Origin of the sequence: Lactococcus sp. S-13 (assembly GCF_004210295.1) — a bacterium.
Lineage (GTDB): Bacteria > Bacillota > Bacilli > Lactobacillales > Streptococcaceae > Lactococcus.
On record NZ_SDAK01000001.1, the window covers coordinates 290,619 to 316,203 of the forward strand.

The following is a 25,585-nucleotide window of genomic DNA, read 5'->3' on the forward strand; positions in this document are numbered from 1 at the left end:
TCACTCTCCTTTGTTTGTGTTCTTCGCTTCATCCGCTTCATCGAATCTTACAGCGATAGAGTTAGCATGAGCTGTCAATCCTTCTGATTCGGCAAAGGCCTCGACATCATCTTTAAAAGTCGCTAAAATAGCTTTAGGGTAATAACTAAAAGTTGAATATTTTACAAAGCTATAAACACCTAAACCTGAATAAAACTTTGCAGTCCCTCCAGTAGGCAGAACATGGTTACTTCCAGACATATAATCTCCCAGTGGCTCTGGAGTATACTCACCAAGAAAAATAGATCCTGCATTTTTAACTTTTGGAAGCTGAGCAAGTGAATCTTGAGTTAAAATTTCTAAGTGTTCGGGTGCAAGCTGGTTAGAAACTTCAAATGCTTCATCAAGTGTATCAACCAGAATTGCTCCACCATAATTCTCGATAGAAGATTCAATGATTTCGCGACGTTCAAGACTTTTAACCTGTCTGTCCAACTCTTTATTCACCAAAACAACGAGCTTTTCAGACGTTGTGACGAGGATAGCGGAGGCTAATTTGTCATGTTCAGCTTGCGCCATTAAATCAGCAGCCACATATTTTGGATTTGCATATTCATCAGCAATTATCAAAACTTCCGAAGGCCCAGCAATCATATCGATATCAACTATCCCATAGCAGATTTTTTTTGCAGTAGCGACAAAGAGGTTCCCAGGTCCAACAATTTTATCCACCTTTGGGATAGAAGAGGTGCCGTAGGCAACAGCTGCAACAGCCTGTGCTCCACCAACTTTATAGATTGTGCTAATCCCGCAAACCTCAGCAGCAGCTAAAATATTAGGATTGACTAATCCATCAGCTTTGACTGGTGTGATGATAACCAAATCCTCGACCCCCGCCAACAAAGCAGGGACCGCATTCATAATCACTGTTGAAGGATAGGCTGCTGTACCTCCTGGAACATATAAAGCTACCCTTTCTAAAGGGCGAGCAATCTGGCCCATAATAACCCCATTTTCTTTATAAGTCGTCCACGAATTACCTAATTGATGTTTGTGAAATTCTTCGATTTGCTTTTTAGCACGTTGGAGTATCCGAAGATAATCAGGATCAATTTTTTCTAATCCTGCCACACGTTCTGCTGGAGTAACCGTCAGATTTTCTTTGGTTAGCTTATAGCCGTCTAACTTTTTAGCATAATCAAAAAGTGCCTCATCTCCTTTAGCTCGGATATCATCGACAATATTTTGAACAATTTGATTAACTTCTTCAGAAACATTAGTTTTACGACCTTGAAATTTTGTGGCAATTTGACTTATATTGCCATTATTGTTGATTTTCTTGAGCATTTTTAAATTTTTCCACCATTTCTACTATTTTTTCTTTTTTAAATTTGAAACTTGACTTGTTTACAATCATCCGTGTTGAGATTTTACTAACTTCCTCAATCACTTCTAACCCATTAGCACGAAGAGTATTCCCCGTTTCAACAATATCAATAATGGCATCAGCTAAGCCAACCACGGGACCTAATTCAACTGAACCTTCTAGTTTGATGATTTCAACATCTTCTTGCTTTTGGGCAAAATAAGCTTTTGTTACCTGAGGATATTTAGAAGCAATTTTTTTACGTCTCTGGAAGTTTTTTTCACAAAAATCGGGATAAGAAGCTAAAGCAAATATACATTGACCAATTTGTAAATCTAACAGTTCATAATAATCTTCAAAATCATTTTCGTCTAAAGTATCCTTTCCAACAAACCCAACATCCACAATGCCATGTTCTAAAAAAGTGATAACATCATTTGCTTTCCCAAAAATAAACTGTAAATGATCTTTTGTGGTGATTTGTAATTCTCGTCCCATACTAACAATTGGATCAACATCGTACCCTGCTTTTTCTAAGAGCTGAGTGACTTGCTTTTGAATCCTTCCCTTAGTCACTGCGATTTTAATCATTTTTCACCTCTATTTCCTGGTTTTCTAAAGCCTTTAAAACATTGTCCAGATGACAACAAAATCCTATCGCTACAGTATTTTCCCCAAAATGAGCTAATAGCTGATCATAACGGCCACCCGACAAGATAGGTTGGCTGACCGCTTCACAGTAGGCACTGAACATCAATCCTGTATAATAGTCCATGCTAGGTACCATGGCTAAATCAATTTGAACTCTGCTTTGAATAGAAATTTCTTGAACCCTTTGTTCAAGTTCTTTAAAAGCTGAGATAAGTAAAGGGTCTGTCGTTGCCTCAACCAAATCACTCAGACTCTCTAAATCGTTCTTTATCAATAAGTGTTTTAAAAGCTGATTAAGAGCTGGTGAGAATTTATGAATTTCAATGAATTCGATCATTCCACTCAGATTTTTCTTGGAGAGAATTTCAGTAAATTCTGGCGCTTCGCCAACTAGACGATAAAGTTGATAAAAGAAGGAGGCGGAACCAATTTCCCAAATAATCTTATCTAAACCTAACTGACTCGTCGTTTCTAAAGCCAGCTGAAAGATTTCCCGTTCGGCTGTTTGAGAATCTCCCCCAAATCGTTCAACTCCAATCTGATAAGCTTCTGTACGCCTACCTTTATGACGTTTTTCTTTTCGAAAAACTTTTCCAAAATAGGAATAGCGACTTACGCCACTTTTATTATTTTGAGCATAAGTGCGTGCTAGTGGGATGGTGAAGTCATAACGTAAGCTGATTGTTCTTCCTTCATGATTGATAAACTGAAATATTTTTTCTTGATTGAATTGTGAGTCTTTATGCTGTAATTCTGTATATAGCTTTGTATACTCAAAACTTGGAGGAATGACTTCTTGGTAGGAACTATTCCCAAATATGTCACGAAGCTGTTGTTCAATACGCCGAAGTTGCCGAACTTGCTGCAAGGTCATTTCAGCGGCTTCTTCAGGGAGAGAGTAATTGGTTTTATTCATGATTTTTTAATGGATTTACCTTTCTAATTTTTGAAGATACTTCTTTAAAAACTTTATAATTTCATTCATTTCTTTTTCTGTGCCTATTGTAATTCGTAACCAGTCAGAAATTTTAGGTTTATTCCAATAACGTATGATAATTTTGGCTTCATACAATGCTTCAAAGAGTGCTTGAGCGGTACCTAAAGGTGGTTTGACGAAAACAAAATTTGTTTTTGAATCAGTCACACTAAAACCAAGTTGTCGCAAGACGTCACTAAATCTTTCTCGCTCAGCGATGATTTTAGACACTGTTTGTCTAAAATAAAGCTCATCATTTAAGCTAGCTAAGCCAATCGCTTGAGCTAAACGATCTAGTGGATAGGAATTGAACGAATTTTTAACATCATAGAGATGAGAAATTGTAAGAGCATTACCTAAAGCAATCCCTAAGCGTATCCCTGCTAAACTACGGGACTTTGAAAAAGTTTGGACTATAATTAAGTTGTCATATTTCTCTAAGAGTGGAATAGCACTTACCCCACCAAAATCAATATAGGCCTCGTCAATTAAGACAATACTTTCGGTGTTGTTTCTAAGTAGTGTTTCAATCGTTTTTAAATCGAGAGATAAACCTGTAGGTGCATTAGGATTTGCGATAACAACCCCACCATTTTCTTGGAAATAATCTTGAATATTTAGTTTAAAATTCTTATCCACTGGAATTTCTTGATAAGGAATTCTATATAAATCACAATAAATTGGATAAAAGGAATAACTGATATCTGGTAGAAGCAGGGGCTTTGAACTATTAAAAAAGGTGAGAAAACTGAGTGAAAGTACCTCATCAGAGCCATTTCCTAAAAAAACTTGCTCAGGTTTAAGTTGGTAGTAATCAGCAAGTGCTTCTCTTAACTCGTTAGCATCCGAATCTGGATAGAGTCGTAAACGTTCACTAGCAAAACTTTCAATAGTCTGCTGCACTTGCGGCGATGGTGGATAGGGGTTTTCATTAGTGTTCAGCTTAATCATATCAATCATTTTGGGCTGTTCACCTGCAACATAGGGCGTTACTGTACGAAGATTTTCTTGCCAAGTCATAAGTTTTCCTTTCAATATGGGTAAAAATAAAAAAACGCCTAAAAGCACTGAGCTTAAAGGACGATTTGTCGTGGTTCCACCTTTGTTCGTTACTTTTTCACAAAAGTAACCTCTAAGGGTTTTTTAATAAAAACCTAAGCGATAACGCTGCAAACGCTCACTTTCATTTAATAAAAAGTAAGAAAGACAACGATGAGTGTGGTTCATCTAGAAAAGTCAGGCCTTTTTTCAGTACCAAGGCTCTCTGTTGCTGACTTGTAAAGACTACTCTTTCATCTCTTGTTCGTAAATTTTTAATTATCTGAATTATAATACTATTACATCGTTTTGTCAATAACTAATTACTGAATATTACTTATTTTTTTAAAAAAACTTGAACAGGATAAACTAAAAATATTTTATTAAGTTTAATAATGCATCCTCATCCAAAATCTTAGTAAATTCATCTTTATATTTTCTGATATACGTTGCAAAGGTCTTATATAATTCTGATTTAGCTTCCTCCAGCTTATTTTGAGATACTTCCATTTTTTTGCGCTTTATGAACTTTAAGATCTGCAATATCAAAAAGGTCACATTATTTGTCAAAGTTTTCTCAAGAAGTTCAACTTTCTTTATCTGATTTTCACTAAAGAATGGTCCAGTTAAATACACTTTTACTGGCTTATTAAATAATTTGTTCATGTTTTAGTTCTCCTAGTAATGTCAGGGCTGCTTCTGTTGTTTCTGCAAGATATATTACTTCAACAACTTCCAAACTCAACATTTCCTCCTCAACTTGAACTTTAGTTATTTCAAATAATGAGTGATAAAAATCTTTTCCAATAAAAATAACGGGTCGTATGTTTGTTTGGCCAATTGACATTTCTGTTAAGAGTTGGAAAGCTTCTTCTATTGCCCCAAATCCTCCAGGCAGGATAATAAAAACTTCCCTTAGGTCTACGTTCACGTTCATCCATAGTTTTAGCCATATACAGTTCTGTCGCATCTAGTCTTGGTGGCTCTAAAGGAAGAATCCCCTCAGTATAAACAGCGATAACCTTTTAATACTGACTGTGAAACTACGTCCATACATCCTTCTTGTGACCCTCCGTAGACAAGCCGATGTCCTGATTAAATTAACAGTTCTCCTAAGTGTTGACTTCTCATTTGATGTATTGGATTTTTTCCATCTCAATCTGATAAAAATACGGTCACATTCATATTTAATTTTCCTTTTCTATTTCTTTAGTTTTTCCTTGATTTGTTTCAGAACGTATGTTCTTGCCTTCTCATCCTCTACAAAATCATAACGATCACCATCAATTTGGATTTTAGGACACACACCAAAGGCACCAAACTATTGTTCATATCTTTTATTTAAATCTTTATAGTAGTTGTACAAGGTTGGATTATGTTCCAATTTTTCAAATACTCGGCCTCTTTTTTTATTCGTTCTAACATTTTTTAAATGAATGTTTTATGATAAAGCATAAGACAAAACCTAGCAATTTGCTAGGTTTTGTCAGAAATGATTTGTTCAAAATCAACGGTTCCTTTTCGTTTATTTGCTGCAATTACTCGAATGGTTATCTCTTTTCCTATTTGATAAACTATTCCAGATTTTTTACCTGTAAAAATACTTAACTCCTCATCAAACTCGATTTCTTCTGGGCTACCAGTGTGTAGGTTAGGCACTCGAACCAACCCCTCAACAGTATTGTCTAAAGCTACGAAAACACCAAATTTTTGAACGCCAGTGATTGTCCCTGTATAAACCTCACCAATATGATCTGACATATACTCTGCCTTTTTCATAGCATCAATTATTCGTTCAGTAACAACCGCACGATGTTCCATTTCTGATGAATGATTTGCAATTTCAGGTAGTCGCTCTTTCCACTCTTCCTTTGTGCGATTAGAATGATCTGATGGATATAAGTGTAACAAACGATGGATAATTAAATCAGGATAACGTCTAATTGGGCTTGTAAAATGCGTATAGTTAGTCGCTGCGAGCCCAAAATGTTTTGTATTTTTTTCAGAGTAAACCGCTGTTGACATCGTATGTCGAAGTTGATAGGTCAATGCCTTTTCAGAACTTGTTCCTTTAATCTCATCAGCAAAGAAATTAATGGCTTGGTGAGAATCTGAATTCAAGGAAAAGCCAGCATTAGCAGCAGCTTCTATCAATTTAGCAAAAGCTTTTTCCTTAGGATTATCGTGAACTCGATACAAAGAAGGTAATTTTTTCTTTTGAAAATCAAGAGCGACAGTTTCGTTTGCCATCAACATAAACGATTCAATCATTCGTTCTGCAGTATCACGATCACGTTTTACAATTTCAATTGGATGACCTTTTTCATCTAAAATAATTTTTGCTTCACTCTCATCAAATTCAATCATACCTCTGTCTTTTCGCATTGTTTCAAGAATTTCATGAAGTTCAACGGCCACTTTAATCGAATCGGCAATTTTAGAGAAGTTTTCAAGGGCTTCTCTATGACCTTCTTGTCCTTGATGAATCATTTTGTTGACATTATTATAAGTCATTCGATAAGTTGTTTTGATGACTGACGGTGATATTTTGTAACTAACAATCTTACCTTTGTCATCAATTTCCATCAGGCAAGACATCGTTAGTCGTTCTTGAGCTTCATTAAGTGAACATAAATTATTCGACAATTTAACAGGTAACATAGGAACAACTCGGTCAGTTACATAAACTGATGTGGCGCGTGAATAGGCTTCTTCATCTAAAGAAGAGCCCTCAGTAACGTAATGACTAACGTCAGCAATATGAACTCCTAATTCAAAATGTCCATTTGATAATTTTTTAACGTGAATGGCATCGTCCAAATCTTTGGAATCTTCTCCATCAATGGTATAGGTAAGCTCATCCCGATAATCTTCACGACCTTGCAAATCTGAGTCAGTTAATTCCTCAGAAAATGCCTCAGCTTCAGCTAGAGTCTCTGGCAAAAAATCTTGTGGAATTTTCATGGCACATAAAACTTCTAAGATATCAAGACCAACCTCACCCTTATGGCCAATAATACTAGTAATCTTTCCTTCAAATGATTTGGTATCTGTTGGGTATTGAGTAACTTTAACACTCACTACATCTTCTTCCTGAACATTTGGTAAGGGTTGCTTTATGTAAAGTGTCTCAGAAATTCTATCATTAAAGAGTTCGATTCTTCCTTTGTATCCTAAGCTTTTGGCTTGTCGATTCGATAAAGAACGATATGTTCCAACTGTATCAATGACTGACCGTTCATTGATTTTTATTATTTGACCGCTTGCACCACGTTTTTCTGTTTTAGGATAAGTGACTTTAACGGTAACACTATCACCGTCCATTGCAAATTTAGTATCCTTTTGACCAATATAGATATCATTCGATTTATCTGTTGCATCTTCTGGATGAACAAACCCAAAACCTTTAGGGTGTTTGGAAAATACTCCTTTACTTTCCGTTTGATTAAGTGCTAGTGCTAATTCTGATAGCTGAACCATAGTTATTTCTTCCTCCAGTTGTTTCATTCTATCATAACATATTCAGCAATCAATAATCGAATATTAAAATGAATGAATTGCCATTTTCTTTATTTTTTTAGAATTCTTAACCGTTTATTTGAGTTGATGAAAAAGCAAGTCAAATAAACTCGTAGATAATTTGTCTACGAGTTTATTTATATTCACTACATTCCTTCCTCTCTGTTTCCACTTTCCCAAGAGTGAGAGAATTCTTTTCCCTTGAATAAAGATACTAGACCACTAACCTGTTTTAATCTTAATATCTCATCTTTGTCCATCCCGATATTATCACTAATCCATTGATCACTGACTCCTAGCTCAACCAATTGTCCCACAATACCAACCATTCCTTCTACCGAATGTGTCCCTCGTGCTCGATTATGACGAATTGTGCTAGCCATACGATAAGACAAGGGTTTATCAATTATTGTTACGGGCAAGAAACCTTGCTCTCTTTTATAAATTGCATCACTAGATTGCATCACTTTATAACGATGAAAACCATCTACAATTTCATAGCGATCGCTCTCGTCAAGATAATAACAAACAATGGGCATTGTATAACCATCTTCTATAATCGAACGTTCCAATAATTCCATTTCAGGCGGGGCCATAACATTAGGATTATAGCTATTCGCTTGAATTTTTGAAAAAGGAACTTGTCTTATTTTATAAACGGGACTTATAAAGTTTTCTTCCATAAATCAATCACCTTTTCTTTCAGTTGCAACTCATCCTTCGTAGGGCTAAATCCCATATAGCAGCACGAAGTATCATTCTTAAGAATTGTAATGCACATTCTTTTATAGGAGGGGACCATCTTGAACTTTTGAATAGGGATATCGTCTGGATACTTTAAAAAACGGATGACTTCATAGTCTTGCTTATAATTTCGCTTATTTTTAGGAGGACCCAACCGTTCAAATTTTAGTGAGCTCTTCTCAAGGAGTTGAACAATCGCCATGGGGAGCGCACCGCCTAAGTCCGTCCAATATTCAAGAGATCTTCTAAACTTTTTCAAATAAATATTTCGAGTGGTTTCTGGTAGTGTTTCTAAAAGAAATTCCACATAACTTTTCCAAGTATGCCCTGGAGGGATACTGATGCGATGATACCCCATAGCGCTTGTTCCACCATAGAGTGCTGCAAAATTTGCTCCATTAACCCGCCCAACTAACTTGCCCCATGTCAACGGTTCAATCGCTTTATATAACTTTAATGCTTGAACTCCACACTGATGAAAGGGATTGGCAACACGCATATACTTAAAGGGAACACCTGCTTGAAAATATAAATCATATAAATGATTATAATCAAACCCAAATTTGGCATTGGCTACCCAAACATCTTCAAATAACCAATCATACATGGGATAAAAATTGAAGACATTATGAGCAATACGTCTGCTATAGGTAATTAATCCAAACTTAGAGAAAGTTTCATCACGGGTAATGGCAGTATATCGGTTTAGACTTTCTTGAGCACGAATACCAACAAGGACTGCTGTTCTTCTTGCTCTTTTTTCATGATGAAGCCATTGGCAGAACTTGGTTTGAAATTCATAATCCAACATCCCAATTTCGAAAAATGGGAAATGATGATTTTCCAAAGAAATGGCTTGTTCTGGAATTTCACTCACCCATAATTCCTGATGTTCTGGATCCCAAGGTAGCCATGACGCTTGATACATTGACACACCACAAGAGGCTGAAATTGGTAAGCAAATATGGTAATAATCAAAGTTTGGATATTTTCCCATGCAGCGCTGAACATAGTCTTTTGTTTGTTGGTAATTTCCTTCATAATCTAAATAGAAAACAGAAATTTTAATGTCTGTTTTATCCAAAGAATGTTTCACATAGTAAGCATTAACTAACTCCAACATTAACCCAGAATCTTTACCACCTGAAAAAGAAACGATAAGATGGTTAAAATATTTCATGATATAATCTAACCTATTATTAAAAGCTTCATACACATTATCTTTTTTAAATATTTTTTTCATATTCACTCCTTCCCAAATAACAGCTAAAAGGGAGATGCAAAATTGAGAGAAGCATCTCCCTCTAAACACTTAACGTCGTTTATCCCATTCTAACTTTTTTAAAACGAGAAAGAATAGAAGGACTACTAAACTAACTAAGAAGAGACGATCTTTTCCTTCCCCCAAGCGTGGCAAGATTCCTTTTGTTTCTTTAGGAGGTTACTCCCAACATTCCTATTCACTGACACCTTTTTAGAAAGAATCTTTGGAGAATTACAACTTCCTTGATTTTCTTGCGGATTCTCTATATCTCCTATTACCAAGACGCTATTCCTTTCAGAAACGGATGGCTCCACACTTGATGCACTCGCGATTAAGGAACCAGAACTACTCCCTAAAATCACCACAATCGAAAGAATAACAACAGTTCTTAGAATTATCATCCAACTCCTCTCCTCCAATACAACACTTTAAAAGAAATTAAGAAATAGGTTGACCACTTGGATTGAGAGGCGTGAATTTAAATACTAATTTATTTTCTGACTTATGAGAGCCCTTCACAGTTTTATCAACTTGTCCTCCAATTGCTAATTTTGAAGTTGCTTCACCAACAAATGGAGTAGCCGTTGTATCTTTACCGTCAAGTGTAATCAGCTCTCCAGAGACAAAGTTCTTTAAGTTGATTTCTTTCCCGTTACTCCCTTCAGCTTTAAGGCTTAAAGCTGAAACGCCAGTTAAATCTTTACCTGTAAAACTTGCAACTTCTACTTTAACAGGACGCCCTGAGAGGTTTTTAATTGTCCCTGCTTCACCGTCAATTTTTTCGTAGTTAGACGCAGCCGTTGAATAAAATGCCATTGAAGTTGGAACTTGAATATTTAACCAAGCATCTGGGTTTGATGGTTCTGGCGAATTGGGATCGGTATTATCAAATCCTACGGTCCCTGTCACATCCACATCTGCTGTATTCGTTGGCGTCCCAATGGAATTATCAATAGTTTGGGTATTGCTTGCGGGATCCTTGACAACATCTGCTTGAGCAGAGGATATCAAATTTCCACCCAATGAAGCTGTGAGCATTCCAACACACATTAAGCTAACCAATTTTTTGTTCATGATTTTTCTCCTTTTGTCCTAATGGACGGGTTTATTTTTATATATTCAAGCCTTTAAAAAAGACTCCAATACCGTTTTAACAACTTTACAAGACCTCGAGATCTTATGAATAGGGTTTCCCATTCTGATTAAGAGGACGGAACTTAAGCACGAGATTCATCCGATGTTTGCTTACCTGTTTAACATGAGTATCTATACTTCCATTAATATTAATCAACGAACTATTTGTGGAACTTGTGACATTTCCTAAGGTTACCAATTCTACTTCTTTGCCATTTTCAAAATTTTTCAAATCAACAGAACTCCCTTTTAATGCGCTCAGACTTAAATTTTCAATCCCTTTGAAATCACCTTGTCCAGAGATACTAGAAACTACAATTTTCACACCTCTGCCTGAATGGTTGACAAATTTTTCAGGCTTTCCTTCGATTTTCGCATAATCATTGGAAGCAGAATGAAACTCTAGGTTGACCGGTAAACTGACATTAATCCATGAATCGGGATTCGCAGGTTCTGGTGAGCTAGGATTTGTATTGTCAACTTTAACTTTAACTTTGATATCTTTTCCTTCTTCTACTCTTTGACCATCTACCATCGCATAATAACTTCCAGAATCTGCTGCTTTCAAAGAAGTTAGCTTAAGCATCGGAGTATTTTGATTGGCCAGCTTCACCCCATCTTTATACCACTGATAAGTGTGATAAGACTGCCAACAGTCTTCCGCATCTTTAAAACTTGTCGTGAGTTCATCTAATGGGTAACGAAGTTGAGTTCCCTCTGGGTATGAGACATTCAACGAAAGAGATAGGTTTGCCTTTTCGTGGAGATTATAACTTGACAAGACTTCTGAACCATACGAAGAGGTAAATGTCTGTTTTCCTCCTTTTTTCCAAACCGTCATTTTCTGATTTTTGTAATTATTAAAAACAGTCTCTGAGGTATTTCTTGCAAATTTTTCTGGATCATCCGTGACAATATCCCTAATATGTGTCCCAGTAAAAGCTTCTTTACTTAACCAGGTTCCTGAAGAAATATTTTTAATCGCTTCAAGAGCACTTGAAGCAAAAGCTCGAGGTCGTATATAGTCTAGCTTATCATCAAAAGTAACCTTTTTTATAGATGCTCCTTCAAAAGCCTTGTCATTAATAGAAGAAATTCGATACTTCTCAAATAATTCAGTGTCTTCATTGTAACGAAGGACCGACGCAGGAATTGTAAGTTCTTCAGGGAGCACCCAACTTTTAACTGGTGAGTTGATATCAATATACTTTGAAAAGTTCACTTGGTTAACAAAATTATACTGAACTGGGATCACATAAACTCTTCTAATTTCTTCGTCTCCTCGCTTCGCGACATACTCTTTTAAAGATAAATCATCGCTAATGGGTGTCAGGTGGAGTAACTCACCTTCTTCTACTTTTGAGTTATTACTGTACCAAACTGTACCCCCATTAGCATTACCACTATCAATCGCTTTTTTCGTATTTACCGGAACATAAAATATTTTTTGAGCATAATCATAGTTGGATTTACTAAGGTTCCAAATTTGTGAACTTAAGTTTTTCCAGCCAGAAAATGTGACCTGACCACCATATCCTTCATAGGTAACAGATAAACAATCTGATGAATAAGCAACATTTTGTATCTTCACTCCCCCTGCTACTCGAACGAATTTCCAATATGCTTCCCTAGAGTTTCGGTTGTTTCCACTGACGCGTTTTAGTTTCCCCCAGAAAATCCTTAAACTTTCATCACCTTCACTAATTCGATAAGCATCAATATCTGAACCTAAATATTCAAAGTTCCACGAAGTTTTTCGATCTAAAAGTGACACATCCTTATCACCAGAATTTCCTGCAAAATTTCTTCCTATTGACATGAGCCAACCATTCCCAGCAAAACTCGCATCCCTTGTTTCTGGAAGTGCTTGCGTTGTGGTACTTTTACTTTCAACACTAGAGGCTGTGGATTCCTTTGTTTCGGAACTCTTAGAAATAGTTTTTGATGTCGAAGTTGTTGAAGAGACGGAAGGTTTTTCTGGCTCCAAGTTTTTAGCGCTACTCTGAGAGGTTGAAAGTGTTGAAGAATTTTTCATTTCTAAATCACCACGAGTAGGTTCTGATACTGTAGTCCCAGACGTTGGAGTTGCCGGTACATCTTGAGCCATTTGATCTTTCTCTAACATTTCCGCCTTTGTACATTGAGTATAAACAACCCCACCACTCACAAAACCTAGGACTACCAAACTCATTATCTTGACTCTTCTCATCTTTACTCCACCTCAATCTGCGCTTCAATTGCCTCTTGTCCTACTTTTTCTTTTTTACTCAAATCATAAAAGGTTATTTTTATCGTTCCCTTATGCAATCCCTTCGTCAATTTTCTATTTAACTTTACGGTATCCACTTGATAACCAGGCTTTATTAACCCAGTTTTCGTCAATTCTTTATTATTTTCATCCAATAGCGTTGCCTGTTGTCCTACTTTATTGATAGGAACATTATGAATCCATAAATTGCCATTAATACCATCAGATTTAATCGTGACTTCTGGATAAACTTCCATGGTGACTTGATTGGCATTTACTTTTTTATCTACATACTTTTTTAAGGCTTTATCCGACATTTTTTTCGTTCCGTACTCTGTCGGTAACCCACTCAACGTTCGACTGGGTTGGGAGTGAAAATGATAAAACAAAAACCCACCCACTATCAAAAATAAAACAAGCACTGAAATCAAAAGTTTATATTTTTTTCTTTTCAAATTTCTCTACTCACACTCCTTTGTAATTTACTCATCTGTGCTTCACAAGAACAATATTACACGAACTTATTTTCAAATTCAATACTTTTTTAGCCCCTAAAAATTGACGCAGTGTAAAGGATAGCAAGGGTTTTTCGTCAATAAAATCCCTATTTACTTAAATGAAAGATCGATGCCATTGACATCGCGTAAATTTTTTCTTTACCATTCCATTTCTTTTTAGAGAGCTCTTTTGCTATACTTTTAATCAAATATAAGAAAGTAGAGGAATTCTGTCATGCCCTTAGATACACGTCAAGTCATTATCGATGCCTTGTTTAGATTAGCCCAACGATCTCCTGAAAGAACAAGCTTTACCCTAACAGAAATTGCTTCTGAGGCCAATCTATCTCGTCAAGCAATTTATCAAAAACATTATCGTAATGTAGAGGATATCATTGAAGATATCTATTCACAAATCGCAACACGTACAAGAGAAAAGCTGACACAACTCCCCCCTACACCTGGTGTTTCCCCTTTCAAACTACTAGCGGATGAACTCATTCCTGCACTTTATGAAAAACGAGATTGGTTAAGAATTATCTACACAAGCTCACTCTACACGGGCTGGTTTCAACGGCTACAAGGTAATTATTATCACTGGTTAAAACCTTTTGTGGTCGAGTCTTGTGCTGAACTACAAATAGATTCAGAAATTTTACTTCGTCTGCTTGTAGGTTATATTTTTGATCTCTTTGTATCCTGGCTGAGTCAGCCCTTTCCACTTCCTCCGGAAATTTTTAAAACAAAATTCCTCAAACTTGTTGCATTATCTCCTAATGACTGTATTGGAAAATCTTATCGACTTTGATCCTAGAAAACCTGCTATATGGTTTTAATTTTTTAAATCAAAAAAAGCCCTGATATATCATATTCAGGGCTTTTTTTGTTTCAGACTCTACCTGGCTTCACCATGGAAAATTAGTCTTTTTTATGTACATCAATTGCTGAAAGTAGCATTTCTTCAACTCCTGCTGCGTCTGGATCGTGGAAACCTTCACCTTTATCTAACCCCCGCATCAGCATCATTTCACTTTCAGTGAGTTCAAAATCAAAAATATCCATATTAGATTTAATTCGTTCCGGATTAGTGGATTTCGGAAATACTATTATCTCATCTTGTATTTCAAATCTCAAAATAATTTGGCCACTATTTTTATTATACTTATGTGCAATTTTGGTAATTACTGAATCCGATAGAAGCTCTTTGTTCCCGCTTCCTAAAGGTCCCCAACTTTGAATATGTACTCCTGCTTCATTCATTAACTGGCGCAATTCTCTTTGTTGACAATAAGGATTATATTCTACCTGATTGACAGATGGTAACGATTCAAACTGTGGTACAAAATTTTTCCAAATTTTTGGTGTCATATTACTAACACCTATCGATCGGATTTTTCCTTCATTTTTCGCTTCTTCCATCGCCTTCCAAGCTCCAACAACATCACCATAAGGATGATGAATCAGGTAAAGATCCATGTAATCTAATCCTAACTTTTCAAGTGATGTATCAATAGCTTTCTTTGCCCCTTCATAGCCAAAGTCCTGAATCCACAATTTACTTGTTACAAAAATTTCTTTTCTAGTTATTCCGCTATCTCTAATTGCTTTACCTACTTCTCTCTCGTTGAAATAGGCAGCGGCTGTATCAATATGTCGGATTCCAGATGCCAAAGCTTCTTTTACTGCGTTATAAGTGCTGCCATCGGCAGGGATTAAGAAGGTTCCAAAGCCTAAAACTGGAATCTCTACACCATCATTTAATTTTATGTTATCCATATTTTCTATTCTTCCTTAAAATATTTTATCCCTTACATTCTCCACTTAGTCATATAATTATACATTATATGACTAAGTGGAGAATCTTTTGATATTTATCATCTTTCTTCTAAAACTTTTCTAGTGTTCACTCTCATTTAATCTTCAATATACTCTAGAATATCTTTTGGTTGGCAATCTAAAGCCTTACATATCTCTTCCAAAGTCGAAAACCTGATTGCCTTAGCTTTCCCATTTTTTAAAATTGAAATGTTAGCCATAGTTATACCTACTTTTTCCGATAGTTCGGTCACTGACATTTCTCGTTCTACCAACATTCGATCGATGTGTACTTTAATTGACATTTATAGCATAACTCCTATACTGTTAAATCATTTTCAGATTTAATTTTCATCATCTTCCTAAGTGACTTTTCCATAACACCCGCAAAGATACTCAAGATTAGTGATGGTAATTTCAAAAGATATAAAACCAGTAAAATTCGTTATTTTTACAATATAACTAATCACCCGAATTATTACGATAAGCAAAAAAAGGAACTTTTAATTGATATAACTTTATTGATAAATTAATTAATGAAAAATGATGTCGTTAGCAAATTATTGCAATAACAATCAGAGTGATTATTAACATTTCTATTTTTCTTTAACTTTCCCGCAATGGACTTATTTTAGCAAAAAAGCATCTGTTTGTCAATGTATTTTTATCGAATATCAAAAAAATATACTTAGAGGAAAGACTGTACTTGACAGCAGTAAGGTTTTTTTCTCACGACGAAATGGCTCGACTGCTTGAAAATCATGAAAGAAATTTTAGAACCACCTATTTTCAATGCCAAATTAGCCCTTTTGGTAAAGAATTATTCCAAAAAAAAACACTACTAAATTATGGAAATTAAAAATATTCACTGTAAAGATTGCTCAACAGTCTACTACAATTCAAAGGAACTTGATTATTTAGTTCACTATTTGATAGAATTTGGAGAACACACTACCATATTCTCTAGAATACTATTGCTTAAAAACTATTGTTTTCTTTGTTTCCATTTCTCGGAATAAGGAAAACCTTATAGCTTTTGTATGCTGAACTTTTTCTTTTTTATCAATTGCATATATAATTTAAAATTTTCCAATCTATTCTTTTGATTACTTAGTTTTTTTGGTATATGATTACAGTAATACAAAATACGGAGGAAGATATATGATTAATAATGTGGAAGTACTGCTAGTCGCAAAAGATAACCGCCTTTATTTTTTTGATGCTCTGACCGAGATAGATGTAATATCAGGAAGTGAGTTAAAAGAGATAGCCACACATGATAAGAATGACACGAGATTACTTTCTCGATACCAGCTCATTATTTTTATGGATAGTGGTTTCAATCCTGAATATGCAAGGATAGTTAAAAAATACTCTTCCGCTCGTTTAGTTCTCTTCTTTTGGAACAAGTTAACCCATGAGAAACTTGATTTATTATCTGACACGAAAAAGGATGGAATCATTGACGATTATTACAGCTTTGATCCCATAGAAGCTAAGAAGTATGGGCTTTATCATAACTCTACTTTTTATAAATCATGTGTGGATTTGACGACGCAAACTCCTCAGTATGATTTATTTTTTGGAGGCAGCAATAAAGGAAGGCGAAATATTGCTCATGTCCTTAAAGAAAAGTTAGGAAATCTAGGGCTTTCGTTAAATCTTTTTATTATTGAAGGGGATGAGGGTAATAAAAATAAGGGCTATTTACCCTACCATCAATTTTTAGATTTTCTATCGCTTACAAATGGAATTTTAGAAATAATGCAGGAAGAGCAACATGGTCTCACATTGCGTACTATGGAGGCATTATTTTTCCAAAAGAAGCTCGTCACTACAAATTTAGAAATCAAACGATACTATTTCTATCATCCTGATAATATCTTTATTTTGGGTCATGATGCTTTAGAGGGTTTACCAGCGTTTATGAATAAACCTCATAAGCAGCTAAATTCCAATATGATTCGATTTTTCGAACCTGACTTATGGATTCAACGCTTCTTCTGTACAGAAAAACTAGAAGATAATTATTTATATTTTGACTCACTTGAACAGAAATGATAAATGAATAATCAAGAACTAGCTACTTACTTTTTCTTTTAAAGTGAACTAAAAAATCGAATACAGACTAGCTTGTTTTTGTAAATAATAAATATTGAGGGAGAGGAGGTTTAGGGTAAAACTATATCTTACTTCAGATTGCAACTCATATAGAAAAATTGTAAGTTACCCATTGGTAAGTGCTTGGATTTTTCAGAAAGTAATTTGGCTTCATATTTAAGCCGCATGAGCTTGATAAAAATAATTTCATTTAATAAAAAAGGAATAGAAACTTTCCTTTTAGTTCACAGTGTTTATATTTTAAAGGACTCAATAGTGGTTTTGTTTTTTCGATACTGAGTTTGGAGGAATTTTTGGGTGTCGGTAACCAATATTATCTATCATTGATACTAGCAATCGTTGTTGATAATATAATGTGGAAACAAAATCACCTATTTTTACTAAATAAACGTTATATAGAGTTACTTAAAACAACAATTATTCTTAAAAATAAAACAGTTTCCTTGAGTCACCCATTTTATTATGTTAGAGTGTTAATGTAAGCGTATGCGCTAAATTACTATAAGGTATCACATATTAGAGTCATGAGTGTTGTGTCCAGGGTATGTTTTGTCTTAGCTAGAATGAACTATTAAGTTTGACAATCCAGAAAGTAGACCTTATACCTACTGGAAAGAAAATTATGCTCTTCATTCTTAATCTCCTTTCGCTGACCTTAGTGATCCCAGTAGCTTGAGAGGAGACGATGGAAGAACTGGAAAAAGCATCGTTACCCAATCATCGGAGGGGGGGAATCGGTGGCTTAGTTGCTATTGCGTTCTTCATGCGTGGATTTTGGAAAACAATTCTGCTCCTTATCTTTATCATGGTAGGCGACTTTGTAGCTCTGTATTTACAAAGGTCAGGATTAATCGAACAATTTAAAAATCGTAAATAAAGATAGACAAGGAGAAATAGTATGGTACAAGAAAATATGAAACCTTTTGGCACAATGGCAGAAACACAAACTAACCCTTCTGATAAGACAACACCTGCACCTGCCCATGAAATTAATGGTGAATTGACTTATGAAGATAAAGGGGTTCAAAAAATCGTAGGGTATGCTTTGGAAAACGTTGATGGCTTACTTGCGGTTGAAGGAGGCTTCTTCTCTAATTTGACGAGCAAGTTAGTTAATACGGATAATGTCACTTCTGGCGTTGATGTGGAAGTGGGTAAAACTCAAGTCGCAGTGGACTTGAAAGTCATCACCGAGTATGGCAAAAACGTACCGGATATTTATGAGAAAATCAAAGCCGTTATTCTTAAAGAAGTGGCAAATATGACAGATTTAGATGTTGTGGAAGTCAATGTGACTGTGACTGATATCAAAACTAAAGCTGAACAAGAAGATGATGAAGTCACAGTGCAAGACCGTGTTGTAGGTGCTGGACAAAGCACTGGTAAATTCACTTCTAAACAAGTAGACAAAGTGGATGATATGACTCCTGAAAAAGGGCGGGTCGACTAGTTGTCTACCTTATAGACACTAAAAGACCTCTTCAAGAGGTCTTCTTTTTTAACTAGAGGAGGATATTAGATGTTTCAATATAGGATGTTAAAAACTGATGGACTTGATGAAAGTGCTATAAAGAATTTGAAAGATAAAAATGACGATAATATCATCTATTTTTACCATCCAACGAAGACTTTTTTTAAGCACTTAAAGCAACTCTATAAACTTGATATTCAATCATTATTTTATGATGAAAAAGAAGCAAAGTATGAGGCGAAAAATGAATCAGGAACAGAAAATATTGTCACGCTTCTTCTACTCTACCCCAAAGAAAGAACTGACGAACATATTGAACGAATGGTCAAGTCTCTTATTATTCTAAAATTTCAGACCACTACTTTTGTCATTACTGAAGAAAAGGAGGACTTTCTTTTACATTTTCTAAAGGATTATGAAACTAAGGAAATGACAGGCGGGGAGAGTTTAATAGGACTTATGAATGCAGCACTAGAAAAAATGTCCGATGATGCTCGAAAAATAAGAGATGAAATTACAGCAATAGAAACTTCAATTAGTAATTCTGGGCCCATTCGACCTATTTTTAATAATCTTCTTCAGTTAAAAAAACATTTGATTACCCTTACTTTAACTTACGATAGTGATGATAAACTAATCGAATTTTTCAAACGTGAGAAGGACTTACTTCAGCTTAAAACAAATGGTGTAAACGGAACGATACAGCTAGAAGAAAGTTTAGATACTCTGAAAAAACTTGTCAAATCTTATGATAGGTATCTTGGGCATCTTGATGTCATGATTACTAATCTTAGCTCTTTCCAATTGAACGCAATCATGAAAACTTTGACGGAGATTTCTATTGTTCTTACAGTTCCAACCATTATTTATGGTTTCTGGGGTATCAACGTGAAACTTCCATTTGATGGTATGGATTTTGGTTTTCTATTAGTGTTTGGAATCTCGTTAATAATTAGTAGTACTGTATGGTTTTGGATGAAGAGAATGAAATTTTTGTAATCCTAGTACTGTCTACGAACTTTCAGTACTGAAAGAATGTAAAAGACCACTGAAAGCTTGGCCCGTGGTCTTTTACATTCTTTTTATTTTAACAAGCGTCATCGACTTCCTCTAGTCCAACGGCTTGATCCCTAGTAATAGCACCATGTGAGAACTAGCGCCATGTTTCATAGCTGGATGAGTTAGGGCTTTATCAACTTCATTTTATTCACTCATTTATCCTCTGTATATTCTGTAAGGCGAGTCACACTTAGTCGCAAGTTGTATTTATCGCGCAGTTTCGCTATCGTGTTCATCCTGTGACTTTTGTGGTGGGCATCGAGTGCGGCTTGATTTTCCCATGCATCAATCAAAAGCAAAGCTTCTGGATCATCAAGCGGTTGAAAGTAGTCGTATCGCAAGTTGCCAGACTTAGCACGAATTTCAGCTACCGTACCGGATTCCAGCATTTCTTGAGCAAATTTTTGGGCAGCGTCGCCCTTACCACGGTAAATGATATTAATAATTAAGCTCATTTCCATACCTCCTTAGCAATGGCGAAGGCCAACCAAGCTTTTGGCCATCCTACGTAGAAAGCTAGATGTGTAATGGATTCAGAGATTTCCAACTGCGTCAAACCATTTTCTTTTCCTTTGCTCATATGAAATTTTAACTGTTCAAAGTTAGCGCCAGCTATTAAAGCTGTGATTGTTATTAGACTACGGTCGCGAGGTGAAAGTTCACTGTCACGTGTCCAGACTTGAGCGAATAATACATCATCATTGAGCTCTGCGAATTTTGGGGCGAAATATCCTAACTGATCGTGGCCAGCAGTTTGTTTTTCTGCCATTTTGATTCTCCTTTTTATTTATTAAATTCTGTGAGTATTTACGAAAATTACCAAGGCTGCGCGGTTGGTCCAACAGTGAACTCGCTCACATTGACATCAGCGGGTTGGTTCATGGCAAAGCTACTATACGAGGATAGGGTCAGGCTCAATCCCAAATTTATCATAGAGGCTATTCATATCCGCAGCGACTCTCTTGTTATTTTCCTTCCTACCTCGAAAAGATCGAACTCAGCTCCTTTCTTTTTGACTTGATAGTTTCATTTTAAACCTTGAAGTGGACTTCAAGTCAAGAGAAAAGTTTTTTATTGAAGATTATTTTGAAAAAACTGAGAGGATCCAAAGATTATTAGAAAAGTCATATAGTTGATTTAGAAAAAATGAAATGTTAGTGACTCAGAAAATCAAATTTATCAGTGACATTCTAATGTTTTTTGAGACTATTCTTAAGTATTATGTTTAGATTGGTTACTCATTAATTTTACTAAAATGGCGTGATAACTTAAAAAGCTATCACGCCTCTATTTTCTATGACTCATGAACAATTTCATTTCTATTCCAAAATTCTGTTCAAAAACTAATTATGTGGATTTCTCAAAAATTGTTACTATTTTATACTTAACACGTTTAATTATTTTATATCTTCTCTTTTCCTCCAGATAAATGATTAACCTCTATTTCAATAGAATCTAATTGGTCATTTTGATTTGAAGCGTTATATTGTATATCAAAAATAAATATAACCATAAATGAAATAAGCATTATGACACTAATACCAACGTAAGTCTTGTAGCCTAGGGCATCTATGAAATTAGAAAATACTAGATTCCCAAGAGGTTGTGCGCCATCGAACGCTAGGAAAGCTAATCCGAAAACTCTTCCCATATACTTCATATCCGTTTCTTTTTGAATAAACGTCGGTATACTTCCAAATAATTGTGCTTGAACAAATCCAAATACAATCATCATCCCTAACCAAGTGTATTGATTAAAATAACACGCTACTCCGAGTAATATTAGTGAAAATAGTATTAATTCTAAATACATTTTTGAACTACTAATACTTTTAGTTAGTCTAGCAAGATTTATTCCTCCCATTAACCCTCCTAGTGACATCAAAAGTAACGCTATACTGTATATATTAATATTGCTTCGAAAATAGTTTTTAGATAAGTAGGGAATCAGTAATAGAAATCCTGAGTAACATAAATTAAAAACTCCCATTGCAGAGATTAATAATATAAGCTTTCTAGTCCTCCTTATATACCTAAACCCTTCCATAAGATTCTCTATAAATTTTCCACGTATATTTGCTGAGGAAATCTTAGGAGGTTTAATTCTATTATTTATTAATGCTGCAAATAAAAAAAGAAACCCATTTACGAATAAAAATTGATTAAAAGAAAACTTTCCTAAAGAAAGGAAAATACTGCAAATCAGCGGTGCCAGAATACTAGCAAACCCATAAATTGTATTAGAGAGTGCATTAAATCTTTGGGTTTTATGTGATTTAATGATATTAGGCACCAAAGCTTTTACAGAAGGATAATTAACTGCCAACATAATATTTAAAGAAAATGTAGTTATTATTAAAAGCAAAGTTTGTGGGTGACTGGAACTTATAAATATCGCTCCTCCGAAATTAACAAGTGCTGATATTAAATTAGTTAGAAGGATAAGTCTTCTTGGGTTATATTTATCAACTAATACTCCGACGAATATATCAGTAATGATAAAAGCGACACCACTTATTGCTTGTATAATTCCTAACTGTTTTGTTGTACCCGTTGCTTCTACAATTAACCAATTTAGGCCAATTAAATATACTGAAAGCCCTAATTGTGATACAAAAGGGCTCATCATTAAAGGAATATGTTTATTCTCGAGGCTTTTTAAATACTTCAATTTGTCCCTCAACACCTAATAAATTTTGAATGCGGCATTTCAATTCGAGTATAGCTTGCTCACCTCTAATTTGTTGCTCTTCGTTAATTGCTTCAATCACCATAATTGCATTGTTTGTATCTTCAGTTAACATTGTTCTTTGTGCTTCACGCCAGTTAAAACTCCGACAAATTGCTCCCTCATTATCATAATAAATGACCTCGCCTGGTAATGCTGGCTCGTCTTTATCTGAATCCAGAGGCATAAAACTCTCGCCTCCGTTAGCAGTTCCTAAATGCATAATATCAGAAATCATGTTTAAGTCTTCACCACCACACGGTACACCATACTCTAAAGAAATACTATTATATATATCAACCAATGGATTTATCGAATTGAATTTTTGCCCTTGACTTACACGTTTTAATAGGGCTTCAATTGATGAGCGAGCTCCCTTTTTCTTTTTAAACTTGGTAAAAGCTTGTCTCCAGTCCTGGATGATAATATTTGAAGAAAAAGTATCTTCTGTTAAATATTTTTCAGATTTTAGGGTGGAATTATCTAGTAACTTTTGAGTTTTATCCATAATTTCTGGACGAATTTTATTGTCTACCCCTGTTATTGTTAACACACTTATGCTTGCATCAGGAAATATATCCCAAAAGCTACCATCTACTTTAAATTTAGAACCCATATTGTTTTCTCCTTTATTTTATTTATTTATTACTAACTTCATTAGGATATCTCTTTGCTTTTCTCTACCAAGCTTAAATATATGTTCACTAAAGTAAACAAAATTCATTTTTTTATAAAAATTAAGTGCATTTATATTTTTTTCCCATACACCAATCCAGACACTCGTTTTTTTAAGTTCTTTCGCCTGATTAATTGCGTAGTTTAAGAGATACCTTCCAAGTCCTAGACGCTTAAAGTGAGTCTTTATATAAATCCTTTCGATTTCTAAAGCATTTATATCATGTTTTTCTGATTGAGCATTAGAGACATTTAACTTTAGATAACCTGCTAATTCTTTTTTATAGTAAACAAAATAAAAATCCGACTCCAAATCTGAAAGTTCAGATTTCAATTGCTCAATATTATATGCATTTTTTAAATATTCTTTTAGATTTGCTTCATCGTTTGCATCCTTAAATGTATCGGAAAAAGTTTCAATACTTATTTCTTGTAATTGTTGCACATCTTTCAAGGTTACTTTTTTTAATATCATCTCTGATTCTTTTTTCATTTAATAATTTCTTCTGACTCCCTTCTTAACATCCAACCAATTTTGTGAGAGGTTATCAGCCATTTTATTTATTACTTCAACAAATAGTTCGATTTCTTCAGATGAAATATTTTCTAATGCAACTTTTGTTGAGTATTCATTTTCACGAATAATGACTGGATAAATTTTCTCTCCCTTTTGAGTAATAAAAAGATGTTTTTCTTTTTTATTCACTAAATCCTCTTTTTTAGTGATTAACCCTTTTTCTTCCAGCTTATTTATTGCTCTATTAGCAGTAGATTTATCTACGCACAGTAACTCTGATAAACGATGTTGAATGATACCTGGATTTTCTTTAATCCGACTTAGATAAAGATATTGACCTTTTGCTAGGTCAAATTGTGCAAATTCTACGTTACTAATCGAATCTAACGATCGTGAAATTGTTCCAATCTGTCTTAATATTTCGCTTTCCATTTTTAATCTCCTTCGTTAAAAAATATTATACTTCTTTTTTAGTGCATTTGCAACTATATTTTTTAATAAAAAGCTATCTAGTAGATAACTTAAAATTTGTACTCTCCAAATGCTTGCCAAATAATTGGTAAGAAAAGAGTAAAAACAAGTCATCTACTCACGATGGCTCTTTGTTCCATTTTATTTACTTCGCAAAAAATTTACTTCTTTTATACAGATAAAGCACTAGTAAATAAAGAATGATCGTAAAAGTAGTGATTCCGAAAAATCCTGTGAAATGAGTCAATAATATTCCGCCTAAAATTCCACTAATGGTCGTGCCTAAGTACATTGCTGCATTTGAAAGCGAGGACACGGTACTTCTTGCTGTCGTTGTTGTGCTTTGTAAGGTTGTCATAAAGATTGGGAAGACAAAGCCATTAAGCAGGAAAACTACTGCTAACATACCAACTGCCATCTCAATATTCGGTGAAAAAGGTGTAATGACATACAAAACGCAAAGGATGAGTAGGCCAATCAATAAAGATTTTGAAAGTCCCCATTTAGCAATGAGTTTATTTCCAAACAAAGTACCAATCAAGTTACCTACGCCAATAATAATCATTGCAGTTCCAATTTCAGAAACACTTAATCCAAAGTCCTTTGCAAACCAGGTCCCAATAAAGCTCAAAACAGCAAAATTTCCTGTTTGAAAAAGCAGATAAGCCACAAGATATTGAACGGTCTTTTGATTTTTCAACACTTCGGCATAAGTTTCAAAAATTCCCTTGCTTTTATCTAATTGTCCAGCAGTATTGAGGCTTGGAATCACAAAATTGATAATGAGCAACAAAACTATACTGAATGCTGAGATGAGATAAAAAGGTGCTCGCCAAGAAACGGATGCCAAGTAAGCTCCAATAGGTACTCCCAAGAGTTGTGATGCTGCTAGACCAGTGCTGGCAATTCCCATCATTTGAACAATTTTTTCTTTGGGCGATACCACAGGAATACTTGCCCAAACCTGAGGTGTCACAAAAGACGCACTGACTCCCGCACAAAATCGGAAAATTATCATCAGAGTAAAATTGGTCGCAAAACTACACAAAAAGGTTGAAATAGCAAAAGCAAGAAATCCAATTAACATGACTTTCTTACGGTCTCGTCCATCAGAAATTGGGCCACTAATGAGAGCGAAAACGGCATAACCTATTGCATAGGCACTGACCATCCACCCAGAAATACTTGGGTTAATCTTGTACAAATTTGATAATGTTGGCAGTAACGGGGAAATCAGAAAAGTATCCGTTCCAATTAAAAACATGACTAAGAAAAAAATCAATCCATATTTACGCATTATAATCTCCTATAT

Annotated in this window: 26 protein-coding genes; 5 read left to right on the plus strand and 21 right to left on the minus strand. The window is 34.9% G+C overall.

Annotation, left to right across the window (positions count from 1 at the left end):
* The 12 genes from hisD to EQJ87_RS01550 all read right to left on the minus strand — a co-directional run bounded on the left by hisD (position 1) and on the right by EQJ87_RS01550 (position 13,374).
* Positions 1-1,326 (minus strand): histidinol dehydrogenase, encoded by a 1,326-nt coding sequence (gene hisD / locus EQJ87_RS01495; RefSeq protein ID WP_130123019.1) that lies wholly within the window; start codon positions 1,324-1,326, stop codon positions 1-3.
* The gene (gene hisG / locus EQJ87_RS01500; RefSeq protein ID WP_130123020.1) at positions 1,304-1,936 is read right to left on the minus strand and encodes an ATP phosphoribosyltransferase; all 633 of its coding nucleotides are present in this window, start codon (positions 1,934-1,936) and stop codon (positions 1,304-1,306) included. Before hisG ends, hisD begins: the two co-directional genes overlap by 23 nt.
* Positions 1,929-2,912: an ATP phosphoribosyltransferase regulatory subunit gene (locus EQJ87_RS01505; RefSeq protein WP_130123021.1), complete on the minus strand. Its 984-nt coding sequence runs from the start codon at positions 2,910-2,912 to the stop codon at positions 1,929-1,931. The genes hisG and EQJ87_RS01505 overlap by 8 nt, the downstream gene beginning before the upstream one ends.
* A 15-nt stretch (positions 2,913-2,927) precedes the next feature.
* Entirely contained in the window at positions 2,928-3,992 is a 1,065-nt protein-coding gene (gene hisC / locus EQJ87_RS01510; protein ID WP_130123022.1) for a histidinol-phosphate transaminase, read from the minus strand.
* A 387-nt stretch (positions 3,993-4,379) separates the two neighbouring features.
* Positions 4,380-4,676, minus strand: coding sequence for a hypothetical protein (locus tag EQJ87_RS11805; protein WP_370449751.1), 297 nt, complete (start codon positions 4,674-4,676; stop codon positions 4,380-4,382).
* Positions 4,660-4,947 (minus strand): LOG family protein, encoded by a 288-nt coding sequence (locus tag EQJ87_RS11630; protein ID WP_223804472.1) that lies wholly within the window; start codon positions 4,945-4,947, stop codon positions 4,660-4,662. The genes EQJ87_RS11805 and EQJ87_RS11630 overlap by 17 nt, the downstream gene beginning before the upstream one ends.
* Positions 4,948-5,486: 539 nt before the next feature.
* On the minus strand, positions 5,487-7,517 hold the full coding sequence (rnr, locus tag EQJ87_RS01525) for a ribonuclease R (protein ID WP_130123023.1): 2,031 nt from the start codon (positions 7,515-7,517) through the stop codon (positions 5,487-5,489).
* A 158-nt stretch (positions 7,518-7,675) separates the two neighbouring features.
* Entirely contained in the window at positions 7,676-8,212 is a 537-nt protein-coding gene (locus EQJ87_RS01530) for an IbrB-like domain-containing protein (RefSeq protein WP_130123024.1), read from the minus strand.
* On the minus strand, positions 8,194-9,516 hold the full coding sequence (locus EQJ87_RS01535; RefSeq protein WP_130123025.1) for a DUF3440 domain-containing protein: 1,323 nt from the start codon (positions 9,514-9,516) through the stop codon (positions 8,194-8,196). The genes EQJ87_RS01530 and EQJ87_RS01535 overlap by 19 nt, the downstream gene beginning before the upstream one ends.
* Positions 9,517-9,975: 459 nt before the next feature.
* A complete protein-coding gene (locus EQJ87_RS01540; RefSeq protein WP_130123026.1) occupies positions 9,976-10,611 on the minus strand; it encodes a hypothetical protein in 636 nt (211 codons plus the stop codon).
* A gap of 103 nt (positions 10,612-10,714) precedes the next feature.
* Positions 10,715-12,796: a leucine-rich repeat protein gene (locus EQJ87_RS01545; protein WP_190289015.1), complete on the minus strand. Its 2,082-nt coding sequence runs from the start codon at positions 12,794-12,796 to the stop codon at positions 10,715-10,717.
* Positions 12,797-12,882: 86 nt separating this feature from the next.
* The gene (locus tag EQJ87_RS01550; RefSeq protein WP_130123028.1) at positions 12,883-13,374 is read right to left on the minus strand and encodes a hypothetical protein; all 492 of its coding nucleotides are present in this window, start codon (positions 13,372-13,374) and stop codon (positions 12,883-12,885) included.
* A 277-nt stretch (positions 13,375-13,651) separates the two neighbouring features.
* On the opposite strand from EQJ87_RS01550, the gene EQJ87_RS01555 reads away from it, so the two are divergent.
* A complete protein-coding gene (locus tag EQJ87_RS01555) occupies positions 13,652-14,224 on the plus strand; it encodes a TetR/AcrR family transcriptional regulator (RefSeq protein ID WP_130123029.1) in 573 nt (190 codons plus the stop codon).
* A 110-nt stretch (positions 14,225-14,334) separates the two neighbouring features.
* Here EQJ87_RS01555 and EQJ87_RS01560 read toward each other — a convergent pair whose 3' ends face one another.
* Both EQJ87_RS01560 and EQJ87_RS01565 read right to left on the minus strand, forming a co-directional pair.
* Positions 14,335-15,192, minus strand: coding sequence for an aldo/keto reductase (locus EQJ87_RS01560; RefSeq protein ID WP_130123030.1), 858 nt, complete (start codon positions 15,190-15,192; stop codon positions 14,335-14,337).
* Between the two features lie 137 nt (positions 15,193-15,329).
* Positions 15,330-15,536, minus strand: a complete 207-nt coding sequence (locus EQJ87_RS01565; protein WP_130123031.1) for a helix-turn-helix domain-containing protein — start codon at positions 15,534-15,536, stop codon at positions 15,330-15,332.
* Positions 15,537-16,392: 856 nt separating this feature from the next.
* Between EQJ87_RS01565 and EQJ87_RS01570 the strand changes: the two genes are divergently transcribed.
* From EQJ87_RS01570 to EQJ87_RS01585, 4 genes are all read left to right on the plus strand, one after another.
* Positions 16,393-17,292, plus strand: a complete 900-nt coding sequence (locus EQJ87_RS01570; RefSeq protein WP_190289016.1) for a hexosyltransferase — start codon at positions 16,393-16,395, stop codon at positions 17,290-17,292.
* A 745-nt stretch (positions 17,293-18,037) separates the two neighbouring features.
* The gene (locus tag EQJ87_RS01575) at positions 18,038-18,229 is read left to right on the plus strand and encodes a DUF2273 domain-containing protein (protein ID WP_223804473.1); all 192 of its coding nucleotides are present in this window, start codon (positions 18,038-18,040) and stop codon (positions 18,227-18,229) included.
* Between the two features lie 21 nt (positions 18,230-18,250).
* Entirely contained in the window at positions 18,251-18,802 is a 552-nt protein-coding gene (locus EQJ87_RS01580) for an Asp23/Gls24 family envelope stress response protein (protein WP_130123032.1), read from the plus strand.
* Between the two features lie 69 nt (positions 18,803-18,871).
* Positions 18,872-19,822 (plus strand): CorA family divalent cation transporter, encoded by a 951-nt coding sequence (locus tag EQJ87_RS01585; protein WP_130123033.1) that lies wholly within the window; start codon positions 18,872-18,874, stop codon positions 19,820-19,822.
* A 212-nt stretch (positions 19,823-20,034) separates the two neighbouring features.
* On the opposite strand, the gene EQJ87_RS01590 is transcribed toward EQJ87_RS01585, so the two are convergent.
* The 7 genes from EQJ87_RS01590 to EQJ87_RS01620 form a co-directional block, all read right to left on the minus strand.
* Entirely contained in the window at positions 20,035-20,337 is a 303-nt protein-coding gene (locus EQJ87_RS01590; protein ID WP_130123034.1) for a putative quinol monooxygenase, read from the minus strand.
* Positions 20,334-20,651 (minus strand): carboxymuconolactone decarboxylase family protein, encoded by a 318-nt coding sequence (locus tag EQJ87_RS01595; RefSeq protein ID WP_130123035.1) that lies wholly within the window; start codon positions 20,649-20,651, stop codon positions 20,334-20,336. Before EQJ87_RS01595 ends, EQJ87_RS01590 begins: the two co-directional genes overlap by 4 nt.
* A 633-nt stretch (positions 20,652-21,284) precedes the next feature.
* Positions 21,285-22,553, minus strand: coding sequence for an MFS transporter (locus EQJ87_RS01600; protein WP_130123036.1), 1,269 nt, complete (start codon positions 22,551-22,553; stop codon positions 21,285-21,287).
* Positions 22,525-23,226 (minus strand): B3/B4 domain-containing protein, encoded by a 702-nt coding sequence (locus EQJ87_RS01605; RefSeq protein ID WP_130123037.1) that lies wholly within the window; start codon positions 23,224-23,226, stop codon positions 22,525-22,527. The genes EQJ87_RS01600 and EQJ87_RS01605 overlap by 29 nt, the downstream gene beginning before the upstream one ends.
* Positions 23,227-23,244: 18 nt before the next feature.
* Positions 23,245-23,778, minus strand: a complete 534-nt coding sequence (locus EQJ87_RS01610) for a GNAT family N-acetyltransferase (protein ID WP_130123038.1) — start codon at positions 23,776-23,778, stop codon at positions 23,245-23,247.
* Positions 23,779-24,234, minus strand: coding sequence for a MarR family winged helix-turn-helix transcriptional regulator (locus tag EQJ87_RS01615; RefSeq protein WP_130123039.1), 456 nt, complete (start codon positions 24,232-24,234; stop codon positions 23,779-23,781).
* A gap of 184 nt (positions 24,235-24,418) precedes the next feature.
* Positions 24,419-25,570, minus strand: coding sequence for an MFS transporter (locus EQJ87_RS01620; protein WP_130123040.1), 1,152 nt, complete (start codon positions 25,568-25,570; stop codon positions 24,419-24,421).
* Positions 25,571-25,585: the final 15 nt, after the last annotated feature.

Bases quoted from the DNA above. Each gene is read 5' to 3' on its own strand.
- hisD (WP_130123019.1), bottom strand. From the start codon at position 1,326: ATGCTCAAGAAAATCAACAATAATGGCAATATAAGTCAAATTGCCACA.
- hisG (WP_130123020.1), bottom strand. From the start codon at position 1,936: ATGATTAAAATCGCAGTGACTAAGGGAAGGATTCAAAAGCAAGTCACT.
- EQJ87_RS01505 (WP_130123021.1), bottom strand. From the start codon at position 2,912: ATGAATAAAACCAATTACTCTCTCCCTGAAGAAGCCGCTGAAATGACC.
- hisC (WP_130123022.1), bottom strand. From the start codon at position 3,992: ATGACTTGGCAAGAAAATCTTCGTACAGTAACGCCCTATGTTGCAGGT.
- EQJ87_RS11805 (WP_370449751.1), bottom strand. From the start codon at position 4,676: ATGAACAAATTATTTAATAAGCCAGTAAAAGTGTATTTAACTGGACCA.
- EQJ87_RS11630 (WP_223804472.1), bottom strand. From the start codon at position 4,947: ATGAACGTGAACGTAGACCTAAGGGAAGTTTTTATTATCCTGCCTGGA.
- rnr (WP_130123023.1), bottom strand. From the start codon at position 7,517: ATGAAACAACTGGAGGAAGAAATAACTATGGTTCAGCTATCAGAATTA.
- EQJ87_RS01530 (WP_130123024.1), bottom strand. From the start codon at position 8,212: ATGGAAGAAAACTTTATAAGTCCCGTTTATAAAATAAGACAAGTTCCT.
- EQJ87_RS01535 (WP_130123025.1), bottom strand. From the start codon at position 9,516: ATGAAAAAAATATTTAAAAAAGATAATGTGTATGAAGCTTTTAATAAT.
- EQJ87_RS01540 (WP_130123026.1), bottom strand. From the start codon at position 10,611: ATGAACAAAAAATTGGTTAGCTTAATGTGTGTTGGAATGCTCACAGCT.
- EQJ87_RS01545 (WP_190289015.1), bottom strand. From the start codon at position 12,796: ATGTTAGAGAAAGATCAAATGGCTCAAGATGTACCGGCAACTCCAACG.
- EQJ87_RS01555 (WP_130123029.1), top strand. From the start codon at position 13,652: ATGCCCTTAGATACACGTCAAGTCATTATCGATGCCTTGTTTAGATTA.
- EQJ87_RS01560 (WP_130123030.1), bottom strand. From the start codon at position 15,192: ATGGATAACATAAAATTAAATGATGGTGTAGAGATTCCAGTTTTAGGC.
- EQJ87_RS01565 (WP_130123031.1), bottom strand. From the start codon at position 15,536: ATGTCAATTAAAGTACACATCGATCGAATGTTGGTAGAACGAGAAATG.
- EQJ87_RS01570 (WP_190289016.1), top strand. From the start codon at position 16,393: ATGATTAATAATGTGGAAGTACTGCTAGTCGCAAAAGATAACCGCCTT.
- EQJ87_RS01575 (WP_223804473.1), top strand. From the start codon at position 18,038: ATGGAAGAACTGGAAAAAGCATCGTTACCCAATCATCGGAGGGGGGGA.
- EQJ87_RS01580 (WP_130123032.1), top strand. From the start codon at position 18,251: ATGGTACAAGAAAATATGAAACCTTTTGGCACAATGGCAGAAACACAA.
- EQJ87_RS01585 (WP_130123033.1), top strand. From the start codon at position 18,872: ATGTTTCAATATAGGATGTTAAAAACTGATGGACTTGATGAAAGTGCT.
- EQJ87_RS01590 (WP_130123034.1), bottom strand. From the start codon at position 20,337: ATGAGCTTAATTATTAATATCATTTACCGTGGTAAGGGCGACGCTGCC.
- EQJ87_RS01595 (WP_130123035.1), bottom strand. From the start codon at position 20,651: ATGGCAGAAAAACAAACTGCTGGCCACGATCAGTTAGGATATTTCGCC.
- EQJ87_RS01605 (WP_130123037.1), bottom strand. From the start codon at position 23,226: ATGGGTTCTAAATTTAAAGTAGATGGTAGCTTTTGGGATATATTTCCT.
- EQJ87_RS01610 (WP_130123038.1), bottom strand. From the start codon at position 23,778: ATGAAAAAAGAATCAGAGATGATATTAAAAAAAGTAACCTTGAAAGAT.
- EQJ87_RS01615 (WP_130123039.1), bottom strand. From the start codon at position 24,234: ATGGAAAGCGAAATATTAAGACAGATTGGAACAATTTCACGATCGTTA.
- EQJ87_RS01620 (WP_130123040.1), bottom strand. From the start codon at position 25,570: ATGCGTAAATATGGATTGATTTTTTTCTTAGTCATGTTTTTAATTGGA.